The sequence below is a fragment of the Cognaticolwellia mytili genome, assembly GCF_002104475.1.
Lineage (GTDB): Bacteria > Pseudomonadota > Gammaproteobacteria > Enterobacterales > Alteromonadaceae > Cognaticolwellia > Cognaticolwellia mytili.
Genome location: NZ_NBOF01000001.1, coordinates 982,577 through 1,004,859 on the forward strand (window position 1 = coordinate 982,577; position 22,283 = coordinate 1,004,859).

A 22,283-nucleotide genomic window follows, 5' to 3' on the forward strand; every position below is an offset into this window, starting at 1 on the left:
GCTTTCCTCTTATTTTAATTATTGTTGTTCTAGCTTAGAGTACTTCAAATAATCCTGCTGCTCCTTGACCACCGCCAATACACATACTGACCACGACATACTTAACGCCACGACGTTTACCTTCAATTAGCGCATGCATCACCATGCGAGTGCCGCTCATGCCATAAGGGTGACCGATAGAAATTGCCCCACCATTAACGTTTAAACGTTCTTCTGGAATAGCGAGCTTTTCCGCGCAATAAAGCACTTGTACCGCGAAAGCTTCATTAATCTCCCATAAACCAATATCGTCCATGGTTAAGCCATTTCGCTCAAGTAGCTTTGGAATAGCATAAATAGGACCAATGCCCATTTCGTCAGGCTCACAACCGGCAACCACTAAACCACGATATGCACCTAACGGTGTTAAGCCACGCTCTTGTGCTAATTCGCGTTCCATCACCACAACAGCCGCAGCACCGTCAGATAACTGCGAGGCATTACCACCGGTAATTGAACCATTATCTTTGACGGCTTTTAGACCTGATAAGCCATCTAAATTAGTTGATGGTCGATTACCTTCATCCTTCGTTAATGTTACCGACTCTTTGCTGATATCACCGCTAGCTTTATCCATGACTAACTTAGTACAAGTTACTGGCACAATTTCATCATCAAACTTACCATCAGCTTGCGCTTGTGCGGTGCGTTGCTGAGATTTCAGCGCGTAAACATCTTGCTGTGCGCGTGAAATGCTATAACGATTCGCAACAACTTCTGCAGTATCTAACATCGGCATATAAATAGCGGGACGATATGCCTTGACGCTTGGGTCAACGGCGCGGTGCATATTCATTTTATCGTTTTGTACCAAACTGATAGAGTCACAACCGCCAGCAATAACTACGTTAGCACCATCACAAACAATATGGTTTGCCGCCGTGGCTATTGACATTAAACCTGATGAACATTGGCGATCAATCGTCATGCCGGGCACTGAAACCGGTAGCTCTGCCGCCATTGCTACCTGACGACCAAAGTTCATACCTTGGTTACCTTGGGTTAACGCCGCGCCGAAAATACAGTCGTCAATTTCATTTGGATCAATTCCTGCCCTTTCAACAGCAGCCTTTACTGCAACTGCTGCTAAGGTTGGCGCTGATAAATCATTAAAAGCACCGCGATAAGCTTTACCAATCGGGGTACGTGCGGCTGATACAATGACGGCTTCTCTCATGATAATTCCTGTTGAGTAAATTTTTATATTTTATGGATTAAAGCTACTTAACTTTCAAATTGCTGACGTTTAAAAGACTTAGGTGTAAAGTCTTTGGTCAATGGTAATTAATATTTTTATTGTTGCTAATGCTGCTGAGACTTCATAAACGCCATTGCTTTCATAACAAATTTTTCACCTTGTTTAGCCCCCGATGCTAGTGATGCTTGCTTATCTTGAGCAATCAATTCATCCCAATGTTCACGTACAGTTTCTGGGTTTTGTGAAGCTTGGGGAATAAAACAGCCCTGTGTTTCAAAAATACTGGCACTTGAGTAACCACCAGCACCAGCACATAAAATAAAGCGATTTGGCGCTTTTTCATCACATAAGGTCAACATACCCGCCGTTACCGCTTCAGGCGCAAAGGCTTTAACAATTTCTTCAGGCATTAAATCTTCGGTCATGCGAGTACCTGCTGTTGGTGCTAAGGCATTAACATGAATATTATTTTTTGCCCCTTCAAGCACCAACGTATTCATTAAGCCTAAAACCGCCATTTTTGCCGCACCGTAGTTCGATTGGCCAAAATTACCGTACATGCCGCTAGAAGAGGTGGTCATAACAATACGACCATAGTTTTGCTCACGCATAATATCCCAAACCGCTTTCGTACAATTGACGGTACCCATAACATGCACGTCCATCACTAATTTGAAATCTTCTAAGCTCATTTTGGTAAATGATTTATCACGTAAAATACCAGCGTTATTAATCAGAATATCAACACGCCCCCACTTACTCATGGTTTGCGTAACCATATCTTGCACTTCGTCGAAATTAGCAACATTAGCACCATGGCTGATAGCTTCGCCGCCCATTTCTTCAATCAAACGAACAACCTCTTGTGATGCTGCGCTTGACGCACCACTACCATCACGAGCACCGCCTAAGTCATTGACAACAACTTTTGCGCCACGCCTTGCTAATTCCAATGCATGCGAACGCCCCAAACCGTTACCTGCACCGGTTACAATCGCGACTTGTCCTGCGAAACTGATGGTCATATTTTTTCCTTAAACATTTTTAATTTTTAATTTTTAATTTTTAATTTTTAACGGTATTAAACTTTTTACTTTTATTTACCTAAAAGGCGTTACTTGACCATTTGTACTGAAATCCACTCGGCAACTAACGCTGGAGTATCACAACCTTCAATTTCAATAGTGACTTGGGTAGATAAACGAAATTGTCCGGGCTTTTTCTCTTCAATTGATAGAGTTTTAGCATGAGCGCGTACCCGGCTATTCACCGTTACGGGTTGTAAAAACCTAACTTTATCGAAACCTGCATTTAGCCCCATATAAAAGCCATCAATAATGACACTGAAACTTTCAGCAAAATGAGACAGCATAGATAAGGATAAAAAACCGTGAGCAATTGTTGAACCAAATGGCGTTGCTTGTGCTTTTTCTTCATCCACATGAATGAACTGATGATCAAATGTGCAGTCAGCAAATTGATTAATTTGTGTTTGAGTTATTTGATGCCAGTCGGTTGGTTCGGCTTCAAAGCCAATAAATTTGGCTATTTCTTCTCTATTGATAACTGTCGGCATATTCACTGTCCCTTTATGCTTCATATGTTAGTTGTTCACATGTCGAATATTGCTATGAATGAAATTTAAGCGATAACTCATGCTAATCGGGACGGTAAAATTAAACAAATGAATAGTTTTGATATCTATATATTTACAGTGCGAATAGTTAAGGGTTTTAAAGAATGATGAGAACGTTAAATAAATGAAGAGCTTAAAAGTAAAAAAACATCATCGATAATGCTATCGACAATGTTTTTTAATTTATATTTTTTATTTTGAGTTAGGTAGCTCCACAATGTATTACGAAAACACACATTGGTTTGATTCGATTTTTTTAATCGGAGTTGACGCTAACTTAAAAACCTTAGGTTATTAAAACCACTCTGCCTGCATATCAAAGCTTGTGCTGTCAGTATTCACTAATACTTTTTGCCACACAGCAACTTGTGGTAATTCAATTCGATAAAAGTACTGTAGGGCTTGTAGCTTGCCTTGATAGAAATGTTTATCGTCTTGATGTGGTTGCTCAGCTAAAGCATTACTTGCAACAATACCTTGTTTTAGCCATAACCACGCAATAATCACGTGACCAAACATTGATAAGTAGCTCACAGAGTTAGCCAAAGCAAGGTCGATATTTTTAGTCGACATAGCTTTTAATACCGATTCGGTTGTGCTGTTTAGCGTGTTAACCGCATTTTTTAGTTCACTTGAAAATTCATTTAAGCCTTCAATTTCCTTCGCGATTACGATGGTTTTATTCATTTCACTTATGGTTGCTAAATAACCCTCCATATTATTCATTGGTACTTTGCGAGCAATAAGATCTAACGATTGAATCCCTGTGGTACCTTCATGAATAGCATTAAGGCGGTTGTCACGATAAAACATCTCCACCGGATGTTCATTAATATAACCATGACCACCCAATACTTGAATGGCGTATGAATTGGCTTTTGGTCCATATTCTGAAGGCCAGGTTTTAATAATCGGCGTTAAAAAATCTAATAAGGTATGAGCATATTCACGTTGCTCTTGTGAAGGTGCAGTTTTCTCATCATCACTTAACTGCGTGCCATAAAGCACCAGTGCCATTGCACCTTCTGCATAGGCTTTTTGCGCCAAAAGCATGCGGCGAACATCAGCATGTTCAATAATATTAACCATAGGTGATAACGGGTCTTTACAAGAGGGCAAGCGCCCTTGAGGACGGTTTTTCGCATAATCGAGCGAATACTGAAAACCTGCATTTGCCAGAACTGCGCCACTGGTACCGACCATAATGCGTGCTTCATTCATCATATGAAACATGTACTTAAGGCCTTGGTTTTCTTCTCCGACTAAGTAACCAACAGAGCCACTTTTTTCACCAAAGCTTAATGCCGTTGATGTTTGCGCCTTACCACCCATTTTGTGAAATAGGCCCGCAAGTGCCACTTCATTATCTGCTCCAATTGAACCGTCATCATTGAGTAAAAATTTAGGCACAACAAACAGTGAAATACCTTTTACCCCTTTAGGAGCACCCTGCACCCGGGCAAGCACTAAATGAACAATGTTTTCACTTAAGTCGTGATCGCCACCAGAAATGAAAATTTTACTGCCCGAAACTCGATAACTGCCATCGCTTGCTTTTACCGCTTTGGTTGATAAGTCACCTAAACCTGAGCCACTGCCGGGCTCAGTCATCGCCATGGTGCCCATAAAGCGCCCGTCTAACATTGGTTTTACCCATGTGTCGATCAATTCTTTACTAGCATGGGCTTGTAGTAAGTTAGCATTGGCGGTGGTTAACATGTTGTAACCCATACCAACACCACCGGCAATGGTAAGATAAGTAGCTGCAGCACTGGCAACAATTGGCGGTAATTGCATACCACCTAATTCATAATCTGCCGTTGCAGAGCCAATACCAGAAGCATTAACCGCTGCAATAGCGGGTTTAAGCTCTGGAATTAAATGCACTTTTTTACCATCAAAGGTCGGTTGATGAGTATCTAGCTTCTGACGAATAGGAAGAAAATGTTTTTCTGCAATCGCTTTTGCCGTATTAATAACTTCATTAAATGTTTGACGATCATGGTCTTGATAGCGCTCTCTGCCAATTAGCCCTTCGCTATCAAATAGTTCATAAAGCATAAACTCCAAATCACGCTCATTTATCATTGCTGCTGCCATACGATTCTCTTTATTCGTTAAGAAGTTAAAACATGTGATCTTATTTAGTTATTTTATTGGCTCATGTTTGCTAGGTCGCGGATACGCCACCATCGACTGCGATACATTGACCTGTTAAGTATGTATTAGCAGGTGATAACATCATTAGCATCATAGCAACGATTTCTTTGGGCTCTCCTAAGCGATTCATTGGCGCACCACGGCCCATTTTGCTTTGCTTTTCTTCGTCAGCAAAATTGGTCACCATTGGTGTTAAGGTAAAGAAAGGACAAATTGCGTTGATTCGAATATTATTGCGACCGTATTCAACTGCTCCGGTTTTAGTTAAACCGATCACAGCGTGCTTGGCCATAGAATAGGCGCTACCACGTGCTGCACCGCCAAGACCAGCCATAGAGCTAACATTAAGAATAATGCCTTCCCCCTGCTGCAACATTTGTTTTATTTGATGGCGCATACCAAATTGCACACCTTTAACATTGATGGCAAATTGACTGTCCATTAAGGTTTCATCAATATCATGCAATGGCATAAATTCATGGGCAATACCTGCATTGTTTACGCCAATATCGACACATCCAAATGCTTCAATGGCGGCATCGACCATGGCTTTACATTGCTCATTTTTAGAGACATCGCATTTCATTGCTAAAACTTTTGCGCCAGTAGCGGCAATTGCATCAGCCACTTTATGAACGCCCGCTTCATTAATATCACTTATGACTAATTTCGCGCCACGTTTAGCCAACTCTTCAGCCAGTAGCTGACCAAAACCTTGCGCAGCGCCAGTAATAACCGCAACTTTACCGGTAAAATCTAACAATGGATCCATGATGAAGTCCCTATAAAAAAGATTGAATGTTATTGTTGTTAATATTTTTATTCGTTTTTAGGTTATATTTTATTTTTCTTGGGCAATAATTTCTAAAGCCATTTTTGCTAACGGCTCGACAAACGTACCAATTTTACTGGCATTAGCATTAGAGGCGTTACCTTGCGATGCCCTTTTAGCCACACCTTGAACAATGGCGGCTAAACGGAAAAAACTAAAGGTAAGATAAAACGTCCAATTTTCTATTTTTTCGATATTCATTCGTTGACAGTACTGTTCAACGTATTCTTCTTCGCTTGGAATACCCAAACTACTGCGATCAATACCTTTTAGGCCATCAATACTGCCTAAGCCCTGCGGCATACGTAATCCCATACATTGATAGGCTAAATCTGAAAATGGGTGTCCTAAGGTAGAAAGTTCCCAGTCCAATATCGCCATAATCTCAGGCTTGTCTTTCGCAAACATAATATTGTCTAAACGATAATCACCATGCACTAAACATATACGGCCATCATCTTCAGGTAGGTTGGCTTCTAACCATTGTCCTAGTGTATTCATAGCCGGAATATCTTGTAGCTCAGAGGCTTTGTATTGTGCTAACCAGCGTTCCAGTTGGCGCTTAAAATAATTCCCCATTTTGCCGTAGTCACTTAAACCAACCTTTTCAATATCAACACTATGTAGCGCCACTAAGGCGTTATTCATGGCGTCATACATCGCTGTTCTACGGTGATTATCTTCAATTTCAGTTAACGATGCATGCCAATAAATACTGCCGTCACAAAACTCCATCAAGTAGAACATTGAACCTATAATGTTGGTGTCTAGACAAAGGTGATAAACCTGAGCCACAGGGACATCACTATTTTTAAGCGCATCTAGTACTCTAAACTCACGATCAACCGCATGGGCTGATTTCAATAGCTTACCTGGGGGTTGCCGACGTAAAACATAAGTACCTGACTGAGCAATTACTTTAAAGGTAGGGTTTGACTGCCCTCCTGGAAACTTATCTAAGCTTATCGGCCCTTTAAAGCCGGCAACGTGATGCTCGAGGTAATTCGTTAAAACATCCATATCAATGGCTAAAGCATTTGGCATTTATTCACTACTCTTAATTAAAATAATTGGCGCGATGGCAATAAATCATTCTGCCTTTTGCTTAACTAAATCTCGCCCTAATTGCATCATATGCACTTGATCAGGGCCATCAGCTAAACGTAAGGTTCTTTGTCCTGCATAGGCATGAGCTAAGAAAGTATCTTGGCTAACACCGACGGCACCATGACACTGAATTGCTTGATCTAGGACATCAAGTGACATATTTGGCGCTACAATTTTGATCATGGCAATTAAGTCTTTAGCCGCCTTGTTACCTTCGGTATCCATTTTATGCGCAGCTTTTAAGGTCATTAAGCGGGCTTGTTCAATTTGACAAGCAGATAAGGCAATATCTTCACGAATAGATTGTTGTTTGATCATCGGACGACCAAAAACAATACGTTCATTAACCCGTTTACACATTAGATCTAAAGCACGTTGAGCAACACCAATTGAACGCATGCAATGATGAACACGCCCTGGCCCTAATCGGCCCTGAGCAATTTCAAAGCCTTTACCTTCACCAACAATAATATTCTCTATCGGTACTCGAACATTTTCAAAGGTAATTTCGGCATGCCCTTCAGGTGCATCAACATAACCAAACACTTGCATAGGGCGAACAATTGTTACCCCTGGCGTTTTCATTGGTACTAAAACTTGCGATTGCTGAATGTAACGATTGCTATTTTCCGGATCAGTTTTTCCCATCACAATCATGACTTCACATTGTTTACGACAAGCACCACTGATATAAAACTTACGGCCGTTAATAACGTACTCATCACCTTCGCGGTTAATTCGTAGTTCAATATTGGTTGCATCGCTTGAAGCAACTTCGGGTTCAGTCATCGCGAAAGCAGAACGGATTTTCCCCTCTAACAGTGGCTCTAACCATTGTTTTTTCTGTGCTTCACTGCCATATTTTGCCAGTACTTCCATATTGCCAGTATCAGGTGCTGCACAATTGAAAACTTCAGGTCCCCACATCACTTTACCCATGATTTCAGCAAGCGGTGCATATTCTAAATTGGTTAAACCAGCACTATATTTACCATAGGCGACAGGAAGAAATAAATTCCATAAACCCGCCGCTTTTGCTTTTGCTTTTAGCTCTTCCATTAATGCTGGTGTTGTCCATTGGTCTTTAGCAACAAGATCATGCATTTCTTGTTCAACAGGAAAAACATGGCTATCCATAAAATCAGATACTTGCTTAATAAGTTTTTGAACTTTTTCGCTATATTCAAAATTCATCGTATGGTCCTTATTTAATCTTGTTAACAAGCAAATTTAGCTTAATGACATTAGTGACTTTTTAGTAAAAGGTTTAATTTCTTCAATCGCGTTAACGCCGATTTTATTAACCCAATCAGGGTCAACTAGCAATGCGCGTCCAATGGCAACCAAATCAAACTCATTGTTGCCTAAGCGTTCAAGTAGTTCTTCAATCCCAGTTGGATTCGAGGTACCTGATAAGTCTTTATTGCCTTCGCCAATAAAGTCAGCGTCTAAGCCAACATTACCTACGGTAATAACAGGTTTATTGGTTAGTTTTTTCGTCCACCCCGCGAGGTTTAAATCCGAGCCTTCAAATTCACTGACCCAAAAACGACGTGTACTAGCATGAAAGACATCAACGCCAGCATCACTAAGTAAACCTAAAAATATACCTAATTCTTCAGGTGTTTGACAAAGCTTGGCACTGTAATCTTGTTGCTTCCATTGAGAAAATCTAAATATTATCGTGAAGTCTTCACCAACAGCAGCGCGTATGGCCTGGACAATTTCAACACCAAAGCGCGTACGATTTTTTAACGAACCACCGTATTGGTCGTCACGTTGATTAGTGCCTTGCCAAAAGAATTGGTCTACTAAATAACCATGGGCACCATGAACTTCAATAGCATCAAAACCTATGTTTTTCGCATCAAGCGCCGCTTGCGCGAATGATGCAACAACTTCATCTATATCGGCTTGAGTCATGGCTACACCATTTTCAGCGCCCGGTTTAAATAAACCTGACGGGCTATATGCTGGTACTTCTTTATCTGGACCTACACCTAGTTTTCTAACTGAGCCCACATGCCACAATTGTGGTGCAATTTTACCACCAGCGGCGTGTACTTCATCAACCACGTGTTTCCAACCAGCAAGTGCTTCTTCACCATGAATAGCTGGCACATTTTCATAACCATTAGCACCTTTATGTGAAATGAAGGTACCTTCGGTAATAATTAGACCAACATTACCTTCAGCGCGCCTGCGGTAATATGCTGCAACGTCTTTTGACGGTATGTTGTTCGGAGAAAACGCACGTGTCATTGGTGCCATTACCGTTTTATTTTTTAGTGTTAATGACTTAACTGAAAACGTTTTAAATAATGCGTCGGTATTGGTGGTGACTGTTGTGTCTGTGTTCTTCGTCATAAATATTTTCTCGTAATTTTTAATATGCTTAAGGTAAAGCGCTATTTAGCAATTAATTGGCATTAGCCAATCAGGTATCCACCGTCAACATTAATAGCTGTACCGGTAGTGTAACTCGATGCATCTGACACTAAATACAGTACCGTACCTGCCATTTCATCGGGTTGAGCAACACGCTTCATTGGCACATGTGCCATGGCTTGCTCTAAAATTTTAGGATTGTTCACTAAGGTGGAGGCAAACTTAGTGTCTGTTGCACCTGGTAATAAGGCATTAACACGAATATTGAATGGCGCGCATTCTTTAGCAAAAGCTTTTGTCATCGAAATAACCGCCGCTTTCGTAATAGAATAAATACCTTGGAAGTCACCAGGTATCACACCATTAATAGAAGCGACATTGACAATGCTGCCACCATCACTTTCTCTCATTAACTTAGCGCCTAGTGTCGACATAAAGAAATAGCCACGAATATTGACATCAACCGTTTTTTGAAAGGCACTTAAGTCAGTATCTAAAATATGACCAAAATACGGGTTAGCGGCGGCATTATTCACTAAAATATCTAGCTTGCCGTGTTGCTCGGCAATACTGGCAAAAATAGCATCAATTTGATCCATTTCTCCGATATGACAAGCTATCGCTTGCGCACTGCCGCCTGCTTTCGTTATATCATCAACAACAGCTTGGCAGCCTGCAATTTTTCGACTTGAAACAATAACGTGTGCGCCATGCTGAGCAAGTAACTTTGCAATACTTTCACCAATACCTCGGCTAGCGCCGGTAACTAATGCGATTTTTCCTGATAAATCAAATAAATTGCCATTATTCATGATATTCCCTACTTAAATTTTGGTTAATTTTTTAACAAGTGACTATCTAAAGGTAATCCAGTCATCGCCTGCTTGTTCCAAATGACTATAGTTATTCAAATAATCAACACTAAGCATGTTTTCAGAAAATAGCAGTTTAGTTACACTAGTGTTTCTAGCCTGCTGATTAATTTCTAATGCTTGTTGATCACTGAGTTTTAATATGTGCTGAACGATCACTGAAATCGTACCGCCAGAAGTAAAAACTAAGATGTCTTTTGATTTTTTAAGCTCGTTGCCCTCAGCGTTAACCTTACGTTTATTGGCAAGCTCCTGAGCAATAATATCGTGCAGTGCTCTTATGCAGCGTGTTTTAAATTCAAGCCAGCTTTCTTTATATTCTTGGTCTTTATCACCCGAAACCCAACGATTAAGCGCTTGAGAAAATTCTTTTTGAAAGGTTTTGTTTGGCTCTTTAAGTTGATTAATTTCTTCGCTCATTTTGGTCAGGTCTTGCCATTGAGCTTGATAGTTTTTTAAGATATCAACATGGTCAAACTCATTAAAACCAGAATGAATAATCATTGGTGTAGCAGTACCTTGATAGCCTTCTTTAAAGCTAGATAAAGTTTGGCTGTGACGTAATAAGTCACCTGAATAAAATTTACTCGGATTAGCTCGCGCACGCCAATACTGACCTAGCAACTCAGCCTGTTTGCTACCTTTTTCGGATAACTGATCATAGTCAGCACTACCAAAAGATGCCTGGCCATGACGAATCAAATAAATTGCTGCCATTGCTACTGCTCAGCCTTAATATAAAATATCGAGCTCAACAAGGAAGGTATAAACCTGTCGTTGAATTGGCTTTTAGTTATTGTTTTTATTTCGAAAACAACCATATTGCCTCCTTAGCTCTGTTTTAAATAACTACCACTTTTATATAGCAAGTACGGTAGTTCGAATGTACTTGACTATGCTAAGCCTAGCATCTAAATTAAACAAATGAATAGTTCTAATACCCTACTATTTGTATTTTAAATAGTACCTGTTGAGATATGTGCTGAGGTATGTGTTAATTGCTCTGATGTTTAACTTCAGACCTTGTGATAAAAAGAATGTAATGGAGTAAGTATGAAAATTGATTTGAATTTGTTTGTGGTCTTTGATGCCATATATTGTGAAGGCAATATCACCAAAGCCGCATCGGTATTGAATTTATCACAACCAGCAGTCAGCCATTCTTTAGGTAAATTACGTACTTACTTTGACGATGCCTTGTTTATTCGACAGGGTAATGAAATGAGGCCGACCCCAGTTGCAAAAAATGTTATTGACGATGTAAGAGAAGCACTACATCAATTACAAGTTTGTTTGGTACAGTCACGACAATTTGAACCATTAACCTCTCGGAAGAACTTTTCACTTTCACTGCACGGCTCATTAGAGCCCTACTATTTACCCATACTGCAAGAAAGCTTGTCGGTAGAATCTCCAGCAATAAACTTGCGAAGTAATAGACGAGTGAGGCGAAGTGAGCTAGAAAACAAATTAGCCAGCGGCGATATAGACTTAGCGATTGATGCGCTGATCCCCGTCAGCAATAATATTTTGCACACGCAATTAGAGCTCGACCAATTGGTTGTTGTCGCGCGCAATAACCACCCAGCTATTAAAGACAAGCTCGATTTGGAAACTTACCTTAGCTTAGATCATGTATTGGTGTCATCTAGATCAACAGGCCCTGGTTTGGAAGATTTTGAATTATCTCGCATTGGTTTACATCGTAAAATATCATTGCGATGTCAGCATGCATTATCAGCCTGTCGAGTAATTATAAGTAATGATATGCTACTTACATTGCCAAAAACAGCCGCAAAAATGTATAGTGAAATGCTCGATATCACTACCTATCCTATGCCTGTTGAATTGCCTGGAATTGATGTTCATTTGTACTGGCACGTTAATGTTGACAAAGAACCTGCAAATAAGTGGTTGAGAAATAAAATGATCATAGCGGCTTCAAATACAAAGGTTTAATGATAGCTCACAGCGCATTTTCCATGCCCTCTATGTATATAATTATCACTATATGCGGAAAACGTTTGCTACTAAATTTTTAATTCTCGTTAAGCGAACAGTTTGATATAATTACTATCTATCATAAATTATATCAAACATGGTTTGGGGATTTATTTCCTAGCAAAATGCCGTAGTTTCTAAAGTTTTCTGCTACATTTAACTTTATAAAAAAATAACTTTTAACAGTCATCAATTTAGACGAGTAATTCTTATTGCAATTTTTCAATACCTGTAAATGGCTTTTTACTGCATTAATTTCTGTCACATTATTAGTCATTGTTGTCTACTTTGTGAACATGCTAAATACCATTGACCTGAAAAACATCACTGAAAAAAATAGTCATTTTAGTATCGTCAGCAGTTACTATATTGATACGGAAACTGCTTCTAATGCTAATAATGTTTTACATAATGCAAAATTCTTCAACAGCGAACTTAATAGCATTCCTTACGCATTAGCGAACCAAAGTTACTGGATAAAATTAGCATTACATTATCCTGTTAACGATAAATCGTTATCTAGAGCTACTGGCAAGGAAGTACAAGCAGATAACTTTATACAACAAACGCCTTCGAATAAAATTATTTTGATGGCTGAACACAGCATGTTACAAGCATTTGATGTTTATAGTATCGATGCTTTAACATCAGCAAAGTTAATTTATTCTCAATCAGCTCAAAAGTTGACTAGTTCTCAACAGGTCTACCCTTCCACTGTTCTAAAATTAAATTCATTTGGACACAACGAGTTTTTAATTCATGTTAAAAACTCAGGTCCACCTAATATTCCATTGCTATTGTTCAGCCCGAAAGACTTTGAGCAACGCTTAATGCTATCTCAATTGGTATATGGTGCATTTATTGGTATTTTGTTGATTATGGCAATATACAATTTAGTATTATTTTTTGCCGCCAAAGATAAAGTGTATTTATTATATATTGGCTATTTATTATCGGCATTTACCGTTTTGTCATCACTAACCGGTTATGGCTATTTTTTATTTTCTAATACCGTGATGTTATGGCTCAACCAACATTTAATCTTTTTCGATTTCTTGCTGATTATTTTCTTATTATTATTTACTTTATACTTTTTACGGTACGATCTTTTAAAGCACTGGGCATTTAAGTATTCAATTATTGCGGCTTCGTTTGTCGCTATAATTGCCATTTATTCACTTTCGTTAGATGAATTAGCACAAACCAAAGTATTTTTCTCACTACAGCCAGCTTTTTATATTATTGCGCTTTTCTTAATTCTCAATCGCTTTAAAAGAGATTTTTCTTGGGCGCGTTTTTATTTTATTTCTTGGCTGCCACTGCTCACTGGCGCAGTTATACAACCAATGGTTTTATTGAATAAGCTTGAATATAGCTTCTTAACTCGCAATGCTTTTTTGTTTGCCGTAATGATTGAAGTCACCTTTATGGCATTTGCCCTAGCAGAGCGTATTCGTCGTAATGAAAAAGAGAAACTGAATATGATTGCTTACCATCAAAGTAATCATTTGCCGAGAAAAACAAACTTAGATCATTGTATTTCACAATCAATAGCAAGCAACGTCGATAACCTAACAGTTATCGTGATTAAACCAGAACAGTTTAAGCGTATTGATTTATACATTGATGAGCAAACTCGTATTAATTTTTTCCAGGGGTTAAATCGTAAGCTGTCATCTTTATTTCGCTTTAATGATGCAGTACTCAATATTACTGATCAACAAGAAAAACTATGTTTCTTAGAAAACAATTGCTTGGCTATGGTAGTTAATAATGATTTAAACCAACAAGATATTTCACTTATTGTGCGCTCAATTCAAGGTGTCGCCAGTGAGGTTTTCTATCTAAAAGAATTAAAACTACCTTTATCTGCCTATGTTGGATTAGCAAGTTACCCTAAACATGGTAATTCGAGCGATAGCTTAGTCGAAAATGCCTCGCAGGCAGCAAATAACGCCGAATTGGAACAAAGTAAGTGGAGTTATTTTTCCTCTGAGAGGAATGAACAGTTACCGTCATCAATGCAATTGGCTATTGATTTACAGCAAGCAATATCACGCCAAGGTTTTGAGCTATACCATCAACCACAAATTGACTTAAAAACCAACAAAGTCTGCAGCAGTGAATGTTTAATTCGGTGGAGCCATCCAACTCTTGGCTATGTTTCTCCAGAAGTATTTATCCCTATCGCTGAAGATTTCGGCTTAATGCCAACATTGACCTGTTGGGTTATAGCTACAGCATTACATCAGCAAGTTGAGCTAACTGCACAAACAGGCTTTAATCATATGGTATCGATCAACATCAGTGGTAAAGACTTAATCCAAGCAAACTTTATTAATAGCGTAATAGAGATAATAGATAATATTGATATTAAAGCTGAAAAAATTATTTTTGAATTGACTGAATCAATTTCATTTGCTGAACACAGTGTTGCTATTTGCACGATAGAAAAGTTAATTGAGTTGGGTATCACTATCAGCATTGATGATTTTGGTACGGGTTATTCATCAATGTCTCAAATTAGTCATTTACCATTTCAAGAGTTAAAAATTGACCGAGAGTTTGTTGAAAATGTTTGTAGTGATAATAAACGCAGAGTTATTGCGGAAACTACGGTAAAAATGGCAAAAGGTTTAAGCTTAGAAGTAGTTGCTGAAGGCATTAGTAGTGCGTTAGATGAAGCAACATTACGCCAATTTGGTTGTGACATAGGTCAGGGATATTATTATGCTAAACCTATGCCTCATACTGACTACATACACTGGTTAAATAACCTGACTAATGGCCAAATACCGCCTAGCCTAGAGGGTGACTTTATTCCAGCAGAAAAATAACTGTGATTAGAATAATTGATTCTCTAAGGTCTTTCCGTTTATTAATTGCGCATAAAGCCAAGAGTTTTTATCAAGCATTGTTAACAGTGCTATTTCAATAGCCACAGTGTTTTGTTGTGTATCTATTGATAATAAATACTCCCTATCTTGTGTGACTGTTACATGAGTTACGCCTTGCATAGCCATCAATGAAGGTAAAAATTCTGGATATTCTTGCTTCATTCTTAAAGTAATGAATCTGTTACTTTCTTTTGAATTTAAATCAGTATGTTGCTTTAATTGGCCTGACTCTAAGTAAAGTACCTGATCACACAAACGCTCTAATTCACTTAAATCATGGGAACTAAGAATAAAATTAACATCGTTAGCATGCTCAGCAACAATGGCTCTAATTTCTTTTGCATTTATTGGATCTAACCCCGCAGTAGCCTCATCTAGCATAACTATTTCAGGCGCCCCCAACAGCGCTTGTGCAATTGTTGCACGTTTACGCATGCCATGAGAAAGCTCACTCGGTCGACTATTAGCAGCATCTTCTAGCCCCACCATCGCAATTACTCGCTGGGTATCCTTTAAAGCTAGTTTTTTACTCATACCTTGCAAGCGTGCATAAAAAGTTAGCTGCCTAGCAATTGAAAAACGTGGGTCTAATTGGGCATCTTGAGGCAAAGCAGACAATCGCCCAAACAAAGCAGAGTTAGCTGGTTTGTGACCCAATATTTTAATACTACCAGACGTTGGTTGAATGTAACCACATAGCAAACTAAATAATGTTGTTTTTCCAGCGCCGTTAGGTCCAACAAGTGCAACCGGTGCCCCCTGATTTAAGGAGAAGTTAACACCTTGTAATGCTTGTTTATCGCCATAGCGCTTACAGACATTTTCAACTTCAATAATTAAACTCATATTGCAGTCCTCTTCATAAGTAAGTGACTACCTGTAAGTAACACGACAGTTTGGATTAATGGCAGAATATAATGGCTTCCATCTAAGCCATTTTGAGACAAAATACTATTTATTTGACCACCAGGAAATATCAAACTTAAGTAAAATTCTCGCCCGAGTTGGTATTTTATAAAAGTGATAATTAATGGCCCTAAACCAAAAAATAACGTCGCCACGACTATCGCCATTCTTGCTGAGCTGACTATGATATTTAATAACGACATTAACGCAATAAATGGCATAACAACGATCAATAATTCGAATGCAAGTTTTGCACCTATGAGCACGCTTTCTCCAAAGAGTGCAATATCACGTACGCTTGCCAAAATAGCCGTAGCTGCAATTGTTAACATTATAAGTATCGAAACTATCAATAATTGACCTAAATAGCGCCCTGCTATCAATTCTAATCGAGTAGAGCGCAATGTTATAAACCTTAAAGTGCCTCGTTGTTTATCAGAACAAATTTGATCGCTGCAAGCTAAAACTGAGAAAATAGGGAAAAAGTAAACAGCAACAAGCCAATAAATAGCGTATTCAGACACCGGCCAATCCAGTAAAGCAGATAAGCCAAGTGCACCAAATAGCTGATGAGCCATACTTTCAAAGGTGTTAGACGTGACAATAGATGCAGCCGAGCCAACAAAATGATAAAGAATGATAAACCAAATCGTGGCAAACGCGAGTAACGCCAGTAATCCACGTTTAGTGTTAAACAAGCGAATCATTTCAAAAAGAATGATATTAGATAATCTGGAAAGGTTTATATTCAATCGGCACCAATAATAAGCTACTGTTTTGAATACCATAAAAGGAAAGCCAACAAAAAGCGAGCTTTATCCTATAGAGCCGTTAGTTTTTTAAACGAGTACAAAGCTTGCTGTAAGAATGTTAAATTCTAATACAGCAAGTTTATAATCAAAGGTGTTTTTTAAAACTAAATAACAAACTCTATTCTTGATCTTGCTTCTTTTGACGTATCAATTTGCGGCGTACAAAGTAAAAGCTTTGCCGAGGTAACATTTAGTTTTTCTACCATATAATCTTTGAACAATTCTACACGCTGTTGCGAAATAGCTTTTAGGCGTTCAACATTGTCTGGTAGATGAGCTTCTTCAGCACTTGTTGCTGCAATATCAGCAGGCGTTGCAATTGCGCATAACTTAACATTTATATCTGACTGGTCTTCTAACATGACTGACATTTGACGACTAAATTCAAGCTGTTCAGTGCTCAATTCAACTTGCTTGGGCAGATAATTTAAATCATTAATGCGTAGCTTTAACGCATACTCTCCTGCCGCCATCGCTACTTTCATTACACTTGCATAAGGTACAAAAGTTGTGATTAAGTACTCTTTTGCAGCTGACATAGTTGCTTGTTTAACAAGTAAAGTTATAAAACCGGAAAAGCCAAACGAAGGTGAACTTGTATCTCCTGATAAAGGAACAGAAAGTTCTACATTGCCATCTGAATCTTTTAACATCCCTAATGCGACATTAAACGGTACACTCGTTTGATCCGTTACTGTACCTGATTCATGATCGTCAGCAGCAGTAAACTCTACTCCTCGAAGTAATAAATCAACATCACCATTTATTTCGCTACCATCAAGGCCTGCCTTTATTTTAACATCCAGTTGTCCACTTTCAATTTCATACTTCAAGGCATTTTTTATGTAACTTGAAATACCAGGTAAACTAACTTCTTTAATCACCGCATTCATATTAAAACTTTGTTTTTCCGCAAAAGGCTGTCCACTGCCGCTAACAACAAAGTTTGCATATTTATCACTCTTACCTTGTAAATTAAACAGACTCTCAAGCTCTGGTTTGGCAGTATTTATATCTTTCAATGATAAAGTATTAATTTGAACGTTGCGCTGATAGTGAGGTTTAACACTGCTGTCTTTAAAATCAATTACTGCGTCATCAAGTAACTTGAACTCACCTAAGCTAAATGCAAATTCAGACCCGTCACTTTCTTTAACTTCGGTGTTAGCAAGGGTGCTTTCTTCTTCACTGTCCTTTTCATCAACTAGTGCTTGAGTATCAGCTGTCGATGCTTGAGTTTCATTTAACGAGATGAGTGTTGCTAACTTTTTATTCTCATCTAGTAATAAATTACTGACTAAACCAGAAAGCGTAATATCTTGAATTGAAACGCTATTGGGCTTGTAGCCGATATCATTAATAGCAAGCTGTTTAAATGATGCTAATGCGGGTAAATCATTCATAGAATGTTGAGAAAACACGCCGTCACTCACATTCAGGGTATTAATTGCTACATTAGGAATATCTTCAGCAACGGTTAACGAAACACCTTCAACGGCAATATCTTCAATTTTGACTAATTGTTCATTACCAGTAATTGTTTTTACTAAAACCCCATTAGTTTTGCTAACTATGCTAGCTGCAATGTTAGCAGGTGTTTCAGCTATCAAAGTCACTAATAAATCATCACTTTGTACTTGTTGACTAGCAATATCAACAGAGAAATTGCCTTGTTCAACGTGGAAATTATTAATGGAAAGTAATAAGCTATCAACATTTATCATTGTGCTGTCTGATGATAATTTAACACTTAATTTATTAGAGTAGCTCAGCTCGCCATTCAACGCTTTTAATGTTTCAGGCATAAAGCCTTGAGCATGGTTTAATAAGAACTCATCTACATTCAAAGCAACGTCAATCAAACCTTGTTGCTCTATTAACTTAGCATTTACCTCTAAACGTATAGGTGCGTCATTAATTTTACTCATTAACAATAGCTGTAAATCTTGTTCTTTCTGGGATAGCAATATGTCTTCAATCGACAAGGAGTTTAATTGAATATGATGGTTTTTATCTAAATGTTCTAATTCAACAGTCGCGTTGTTTAAGTCAAAGTTAGGAATAACAAGCTTATAGGGAGATTCTGAGTTTTCATTTTCTACTACTTGTTCCGAATCGCTTTCAGCTTCACCATTTATTAATTCGAAACCAGCAACAGTTAGAGAGGTATTCTTAGCAACAACGGGAATATAAACACCATCAACTTCAAACTCAGCAATATAAATGGTATCGAAGAGCAGCTGATATAAATGTATCTCTGCGTTAAGGTTTTCTAATTTTAATACCGTTCCTTTTTCTTTAAGTTGAAGCTCTAAGTCACTAATACTAAGGCGAGCCATAAATGGGTTATAACGAATACTAGAGCTCGATACAATAGAGTACCCTTTAGGTAAGCCATGGTTATTAATCACATAATTGGCGATTACTGGTGAAAGTAACCAGATCAAACAATAAAGAACGAAAACTGTGATGGCGATAATTTTTATTAAATTTTTGAGATGGCGTCTCATCGTATATTCCTATACTTTACTGTGATTAGATTATTTGATATTTCAATAGAAGCTTAACAAAATAAAGAGTAAAAAAATGGACCATAGTAATACTTACTCTGGTCCAAAAGTTATTAATAGAGTTTATTCTGGTTGTAATAAATCGATAAACTGTTGTGATTGTTCAATCGCTTTGCTCATTTCAGCAACTAATGACTCAACATCACGTTTAATGGTTTTATATTCACCTTGCAAAGCACCAATAGCTTGAGCATTTAAGTTATGTTTCAAATACAAACTGTTGTCTTTAAGTGCCGCTAAAACTGGCGCCATTCTATCTTTTGCTCGATACATTGATTTAATCAAACTTTGATAGTTACGTTGAGTTTTTTTCATTTTTTGTTGGCTTTGCTGCTTCAAACTTGCACTTGAATATTGCTGAATTTCATCATTCCATTCATCAAACAATGCATCAGCAACATTTTCAATTGCAACAATACGCGATTCAACTTCTTCTGCTGATGATTTGCTAGCTTCGTATTGGTCATTGACGAGTTCATATTGCGCAGCTAAATCGCCACCATCATAATTTATTAATTGCGAAAGTTGATCAAGTGCCGATTTGAACTGTTGTTGAGCGTCTTGCTGCGCCGTTTGGGCATTTTCAACACGATCCAACATAATATCACGCTTATGGACACCAACCTTTTCCATTGCTGAATAATAAGCTGATTGACAGCCCAGCATGGCAATGGCGGTAAATACCAATAATGCATACCTTTTAAATCGCTTAAAATAGTCTGTATTTATCATCAGCTGCCTCTACTTGTATATCGAGCAGCATCAATGATGCACCAAATATAAACAATCGGCAGTAATATCCAGCCAATACCCACCCACATTAATGCACCTGCAACTGTCCAAGAAATAAAAAACAAGATTGCAGGCATAATACGTCCCTGCACTAATTGTCCTAATCCAGGGATGAAAATACTACAAAGTGCTGCTAAAACATTGCCGCCAGAGCCTTGCTGCGCCATAAAAACCTCCAAATGTAAAAACTGCGTGATTAAAATATCGTTTTATTGTCAACAGTATAGCATTAGCTTTATTCATAATGCTGCTGTTATTATTAACATCTGCCTTATACCAATTTGACTGAGTTATTGCTCATCTGTACTTATTAAAATAATCCATGTCAGCATTACCTTAGTCAAACTAGTATTATCATTATTAAAAACCATCACACAGATCTTTCGCTAACAATACGAGTAAAAATACCTCCTTAACTGCAAGGTCTATTAAACTTTCAAGACTAAATTTTGTTCGAGGTAAAGTGTTTTAATTGGGTACGAGTAGTGTATAGCCTAGCCTTTCGAAGCAAATACTGCTCACAACTTCTGCCCCGCGCGCTCGCTAAGCACCTACCACTATACAGACAACAAAGAGTAAACGCTTCCAGGCGAAGGCTTTGAGCAGTGTTTTTGGGATATATTTACAGCGCTTTCCCCCTCAATGGGAACAATCACATGATAAAGGCTCTACCTTGTATAAATACCCAACAAGCCGCTAAAAAAACAATATCGAAAGTTCAGCAGGCTCTACTATTTAATATATTACCTACCGTATTAGTCAAAAAACATTTCTCACAACAAACAAAAAAGCCAAATGCAAACGCACTTGGCTTTTTCTAAAGACTGATTAACTATCCCGAAAACGGATTAGTAAATTTTACGCAGAAAATGAATCGCGCTTAGTTCTTTGACGGTAAGTAATACCTACCAATGCTAGTAACATCAGTATAATAGTTGATGGCTCAGGAACTACTGCAGGTTTGTTACCACGATTGACAGCAAAGGTATCATGAACGGCGTCGTTAAAACATGACATTGCCCAACTTAGTGATAAAGATGTTGCATTTTTAAACGCGTCTATACCACCTACATTAAAGCTAAAACTGATTTTACCTGTATTGGCACCACCAGATACTGACCAAAATGATGAATTAGCATTTTGCTCTAAACCTGTAGTATTACCAAACACAGCGCCTTTATGCTTTATCCTTCCATTTTTTTTATAACCATGATATTGCCCTGCGCTTTCAGTACTATTAATAGCATACAACCCACCGGCTGTTTCATTAGAAAGATTATTCCAGTTAAATCGGGTAGCACTGCTATTCATAAAGTCACCCAGAGAAAATGCATAGTTATAACCAGAATCACTGCCTTTATTGGCACCAATAAGTAAATCCCCAAAAATTATATTATTATTGTTGTTATTGTTTCCTCCTAAGGCATCATGGTAATTATTCTCAAAGCCATTCTTTCTAGCAAAGTTAGTAAAAACATCGACCGTTATCGTATTATTAGATGACCACTTTACATTCATTTTATTGATATTATATAAATAACCATTAGCACTTGTACCACCTTGTCCAGAGTCAGCTCTATCATTAATTGAAACGCTAGAGCCTCCAACACTAATGTCTGTAGCAGAGGCATTCGAACTCACTAAAAATACAGCTAAGCCAAATATTTTTAAACTTTTTTTAATCATCGACATCATAATATTCCAATAATATGTTATTTCTACTTCCAATAGCATAAAACGCTAAATCGCTTAACACCCAAATCAAATGCAAAATATAGACCAACAAAAAAAACAGCACCAACAACAAAGACTTATCGCTTTATTTTTTTTGCTTTATCTATATTTACAGTCGATATTCTTTAGTCTGTAAAAATACTCGACAGCAAAACTATCTAATTAGAAAGAATTCTATCATAAAAAGACACTGTTGTTCCTTCTTATGCAATGAAATTATTCACTTTCAAAACTATTAAGCAATTAACTTGGTGCAAAGTGTTCAATACTTCTGGCTTAGGCAACCAAAAATCATTAACATCGAGGCAAAATCATAAACTTGTTTTCCTTAGCAACATA

18 protein-coding genes are annotated in these 22,283 nt (G+C 38.0%); 2 read left to right on the forward strand and 16 right to left on the reverse strand.

Going from position 1 to position 22,283, the window contains the following annotated elements; genetic code table 11:
• Positions 1-34: 34 nt before the first annotated feature.
• The 10 genes from B7C41_RS04255 to B7C41_RS04300 all read right to left on the reverse strand — a co-directional run bounded on the left by B7C41_RS04255 (position 35) and on the right by B7C41_RS04300 (position 10,949).
• Positions 35-1,216: an acetyl-CoA C-acyltransferase gene (locus B7C41_RS04255; RefSeq protein ID WP_085297537.1), complete on the reverse strand. Its 1,182-nt coding sequence runs from the start codon at positions 1,214-1,216 to the stop codon at positions 35-37.
• Between the two features lie 125 nt (positions 1,217-1,341).
• Complete coding sequence (locus B7C41_RS04260; RefSeq protein WP_085297538.1) at positions 1,342-2,262, reverse strand: SDR family NAD(P)-dependent oxidoreductase; 921 nt, start codon at positions 2,260-2,262, stop codon at positions 1,342-1,344.
• A gap of 89 nt (positions 2,263-2,351) precedes the next feature.
• Positions 2,352-2,813, reverse strand: a complete 462-nt coding sequence (locus B7C41_RS04265) for a MaoC family dehydratase (protein ID WP_085297539.1) — start codon at positions 2,811-2,813, stop codon at positions 2,352-2,354.
• A 354-nt stretch (positions 2,814-3,167) separates the two neighbouring features.
• A complete protein-coding gene (locus B7C41_RS04270; protein WP_085297540.1) occupies positions 3,168-4,973 on the reverse strand; it encodes an acyl-CoA dehydrogenase in 1,806 nt (601 codons plus the stop codon).
• A 70-nt stretch (positions 4,974-5,043) separates the two neighbouring features.
• Positions 5,044-5,805 carry an SDR family NAD(P)-dependent oxidoreductase gene (locus B7C41_RS04275; protein ID WP_085297541.1) on the reverse strand — a complete coding sequence of 254 codons (762 nt, stop codon included), beginning with the start codon at positions 5,803-5,805 and terminating at the stop codon, positions 5,044-5,046.
• 69 nt (positions 5,806-5,874) lie between these two features.
• Complete coding sequence (locus B7C41_RS04280; protein ID WP_085297542.1) at positions 5,875-6,909, reverse strand: phosphotransferase family protein; 1,035 nt, start codon at positions 6,907-6,909, stop codon at positions 5,875-5,877.
• Between the two features lie 45 nt (positions 6,910-6,954).
• The gene (locus tag B7C41_RS04285; protein ID WP_085297543.1) at positions 6,955-8,166 is read right to left on the reverse strand and encodes an acyl-CoA dehydrogenase family protein; all 1,212 of its coding nucleotides are present in this window, start codon (positions 8,164-8,166) and stop codon (positions 6,955-6,957) included.
• A gap of 36 nt (positions 8,167-8,202) precedes the next feature.
• Positions 8,203-9,339: an NADH:flavin oxidoreductase gene (locus B7C41_RS04290; protein WP_085297544.1), complete on the reverse strand. Its 1,137-nt coding sequence runs from the start codon at positions 9,337-9,339 to the stop codon at positions 8,203-8,205.
• Between the two features lie 62 nt (positions 9,340-9,401).
• Positions 9,402-10,172, reverse strand: coding sequence for an SDR family oxidoreductase (locus B7C41_RS04295; protein ID WP_085297545.1), 771 nt, complete (start codon positions 10,170-10,172; stop codon positions 9,402-9,404).
• Positions 10,173-10,214: 42 nt separating this feature from the next.
• Positions 10,215-10,949, reverse strand: a complete 735-nt coding sequence (locus tag B7C41_RS04300; RefSeq protein WP_085297546.1) for a histidine phosphatase family protein — start codon at positions 10,947-10,949, stop codon at positions 10,215-10,217.
• A 336-nt stretch (positions 10,950-11,285) separates the two neighbouring features.
• On the opposite strand from B7C41_RS04300, the gene B7C41_RS04305 reads away from it, so the two are divergent.
• Entirely contained in the window at positions 11,286-12,191 is a 906-nt protein-coding gene (locus B7C41_RS04305; RefSeq protein WP_085297547.1) for a LysR family transcriptional regulator, read from the forward strand.
• 254 nt (positions 12,192-12,445) lie between these two features.
• Positions 12,446-15,070, forward strand: a complete 2,625-nt coding sequence (locus B7C41_RS04310; protein ID WP_085297548.1) for an EAL domain-containing protein — start codon at positions 12,446-12,448, stop codon at positions 15,068-15,070.
• 6 nt (positions 15,071-15,076) lie between these two features.
• Here the strand turns inward: B7C41_RS04310 and B7C41_RS04315 are convergent, their stop codons facing one another.
• The 6 genes from B7C41_RS04315 to B7C41_RS04340 all read right to left on the reverse strand — a co-directional run bounded on the left by B7C41_RS04315 (position 15,077) and on the right by B7C41_RS04340 (position 21,905).
• Positions 15,077-15,976, reverse strand: a complete 900-nt coding sequence (locus B7C41_RS04315; protein ID WP_085297549.1) for an ABC transporter ATP-binding protein — start codon at positions 15,974-15,976, stop codon at positions 15,077-15,079.
• Positions 15,973-16,734 carry a hypothetical protein gene (locus B7C41_RS04320; protein WP_407919548.1) on the reverse strand — a complete coding sequence of 254 codons (762 nt, stop codon included), beginning with the start codon at positions 16,732-16,734 and terminating at the stop codon, positions 15,973-15,975. Before B7C41_RS04320 ends, B7C41_RS04315 begins: the two co-directional genes overlap by 4 nt.
• Before the next feature lie 218 nt (positions 16,735-16,952).
• On the reverse strand, positions 16,953-19,358 hold the full coding sequence (locus B7C41_RS04325; protein WP_085297551.1) for a DUF748 domain-containing protein: 2,406 nt from the start codon (positions 19,356-19,358) through the stop codon (positions 16,953-16,955).
• A gap of 123 nt (positions 19,359-19,481) precedes the next feature.
• On the reverse strand, positions 19,482-20,150 hold the full coding sequence (locus tag B7C41_RS04330) for a DUF2959 family protein (RefSeq protein WP_085297552.1): 669 nt from the start codon (positions 20,148-20,150) through the stop codon (positions 19,482-19,484).
• Positions 20,150-20,377, reverse strand: coding sequence for a hypothetical protein (locus B7C41_RS04335; RefSeq protein WP_085297553.1), 228 nt, complete (start codon positions 20,375-20,377; stop codon positions 20,150-20,152). The genes B7C41_RS04330 and B7C41_RS04335 overlap by 1 nt, the downstream gene beginning before the upstream one ends.
• Before the next feature lie 691 nt (positions 20,378-21,068).
• Positions 21,069-21,905 (reverse strand): PEP-CTERM sorting domain-containing protein, encoded by an 837-nt coding sequence (locus B7C41_RS04340; RefSeq protein WP_158089078.1) that lies wholly within the window; start codon positions 21,903-21,905, stop codon positions 21,069-21,071.
• Positions 21,906-22,283: the final 378 nt, after the last annotated feature.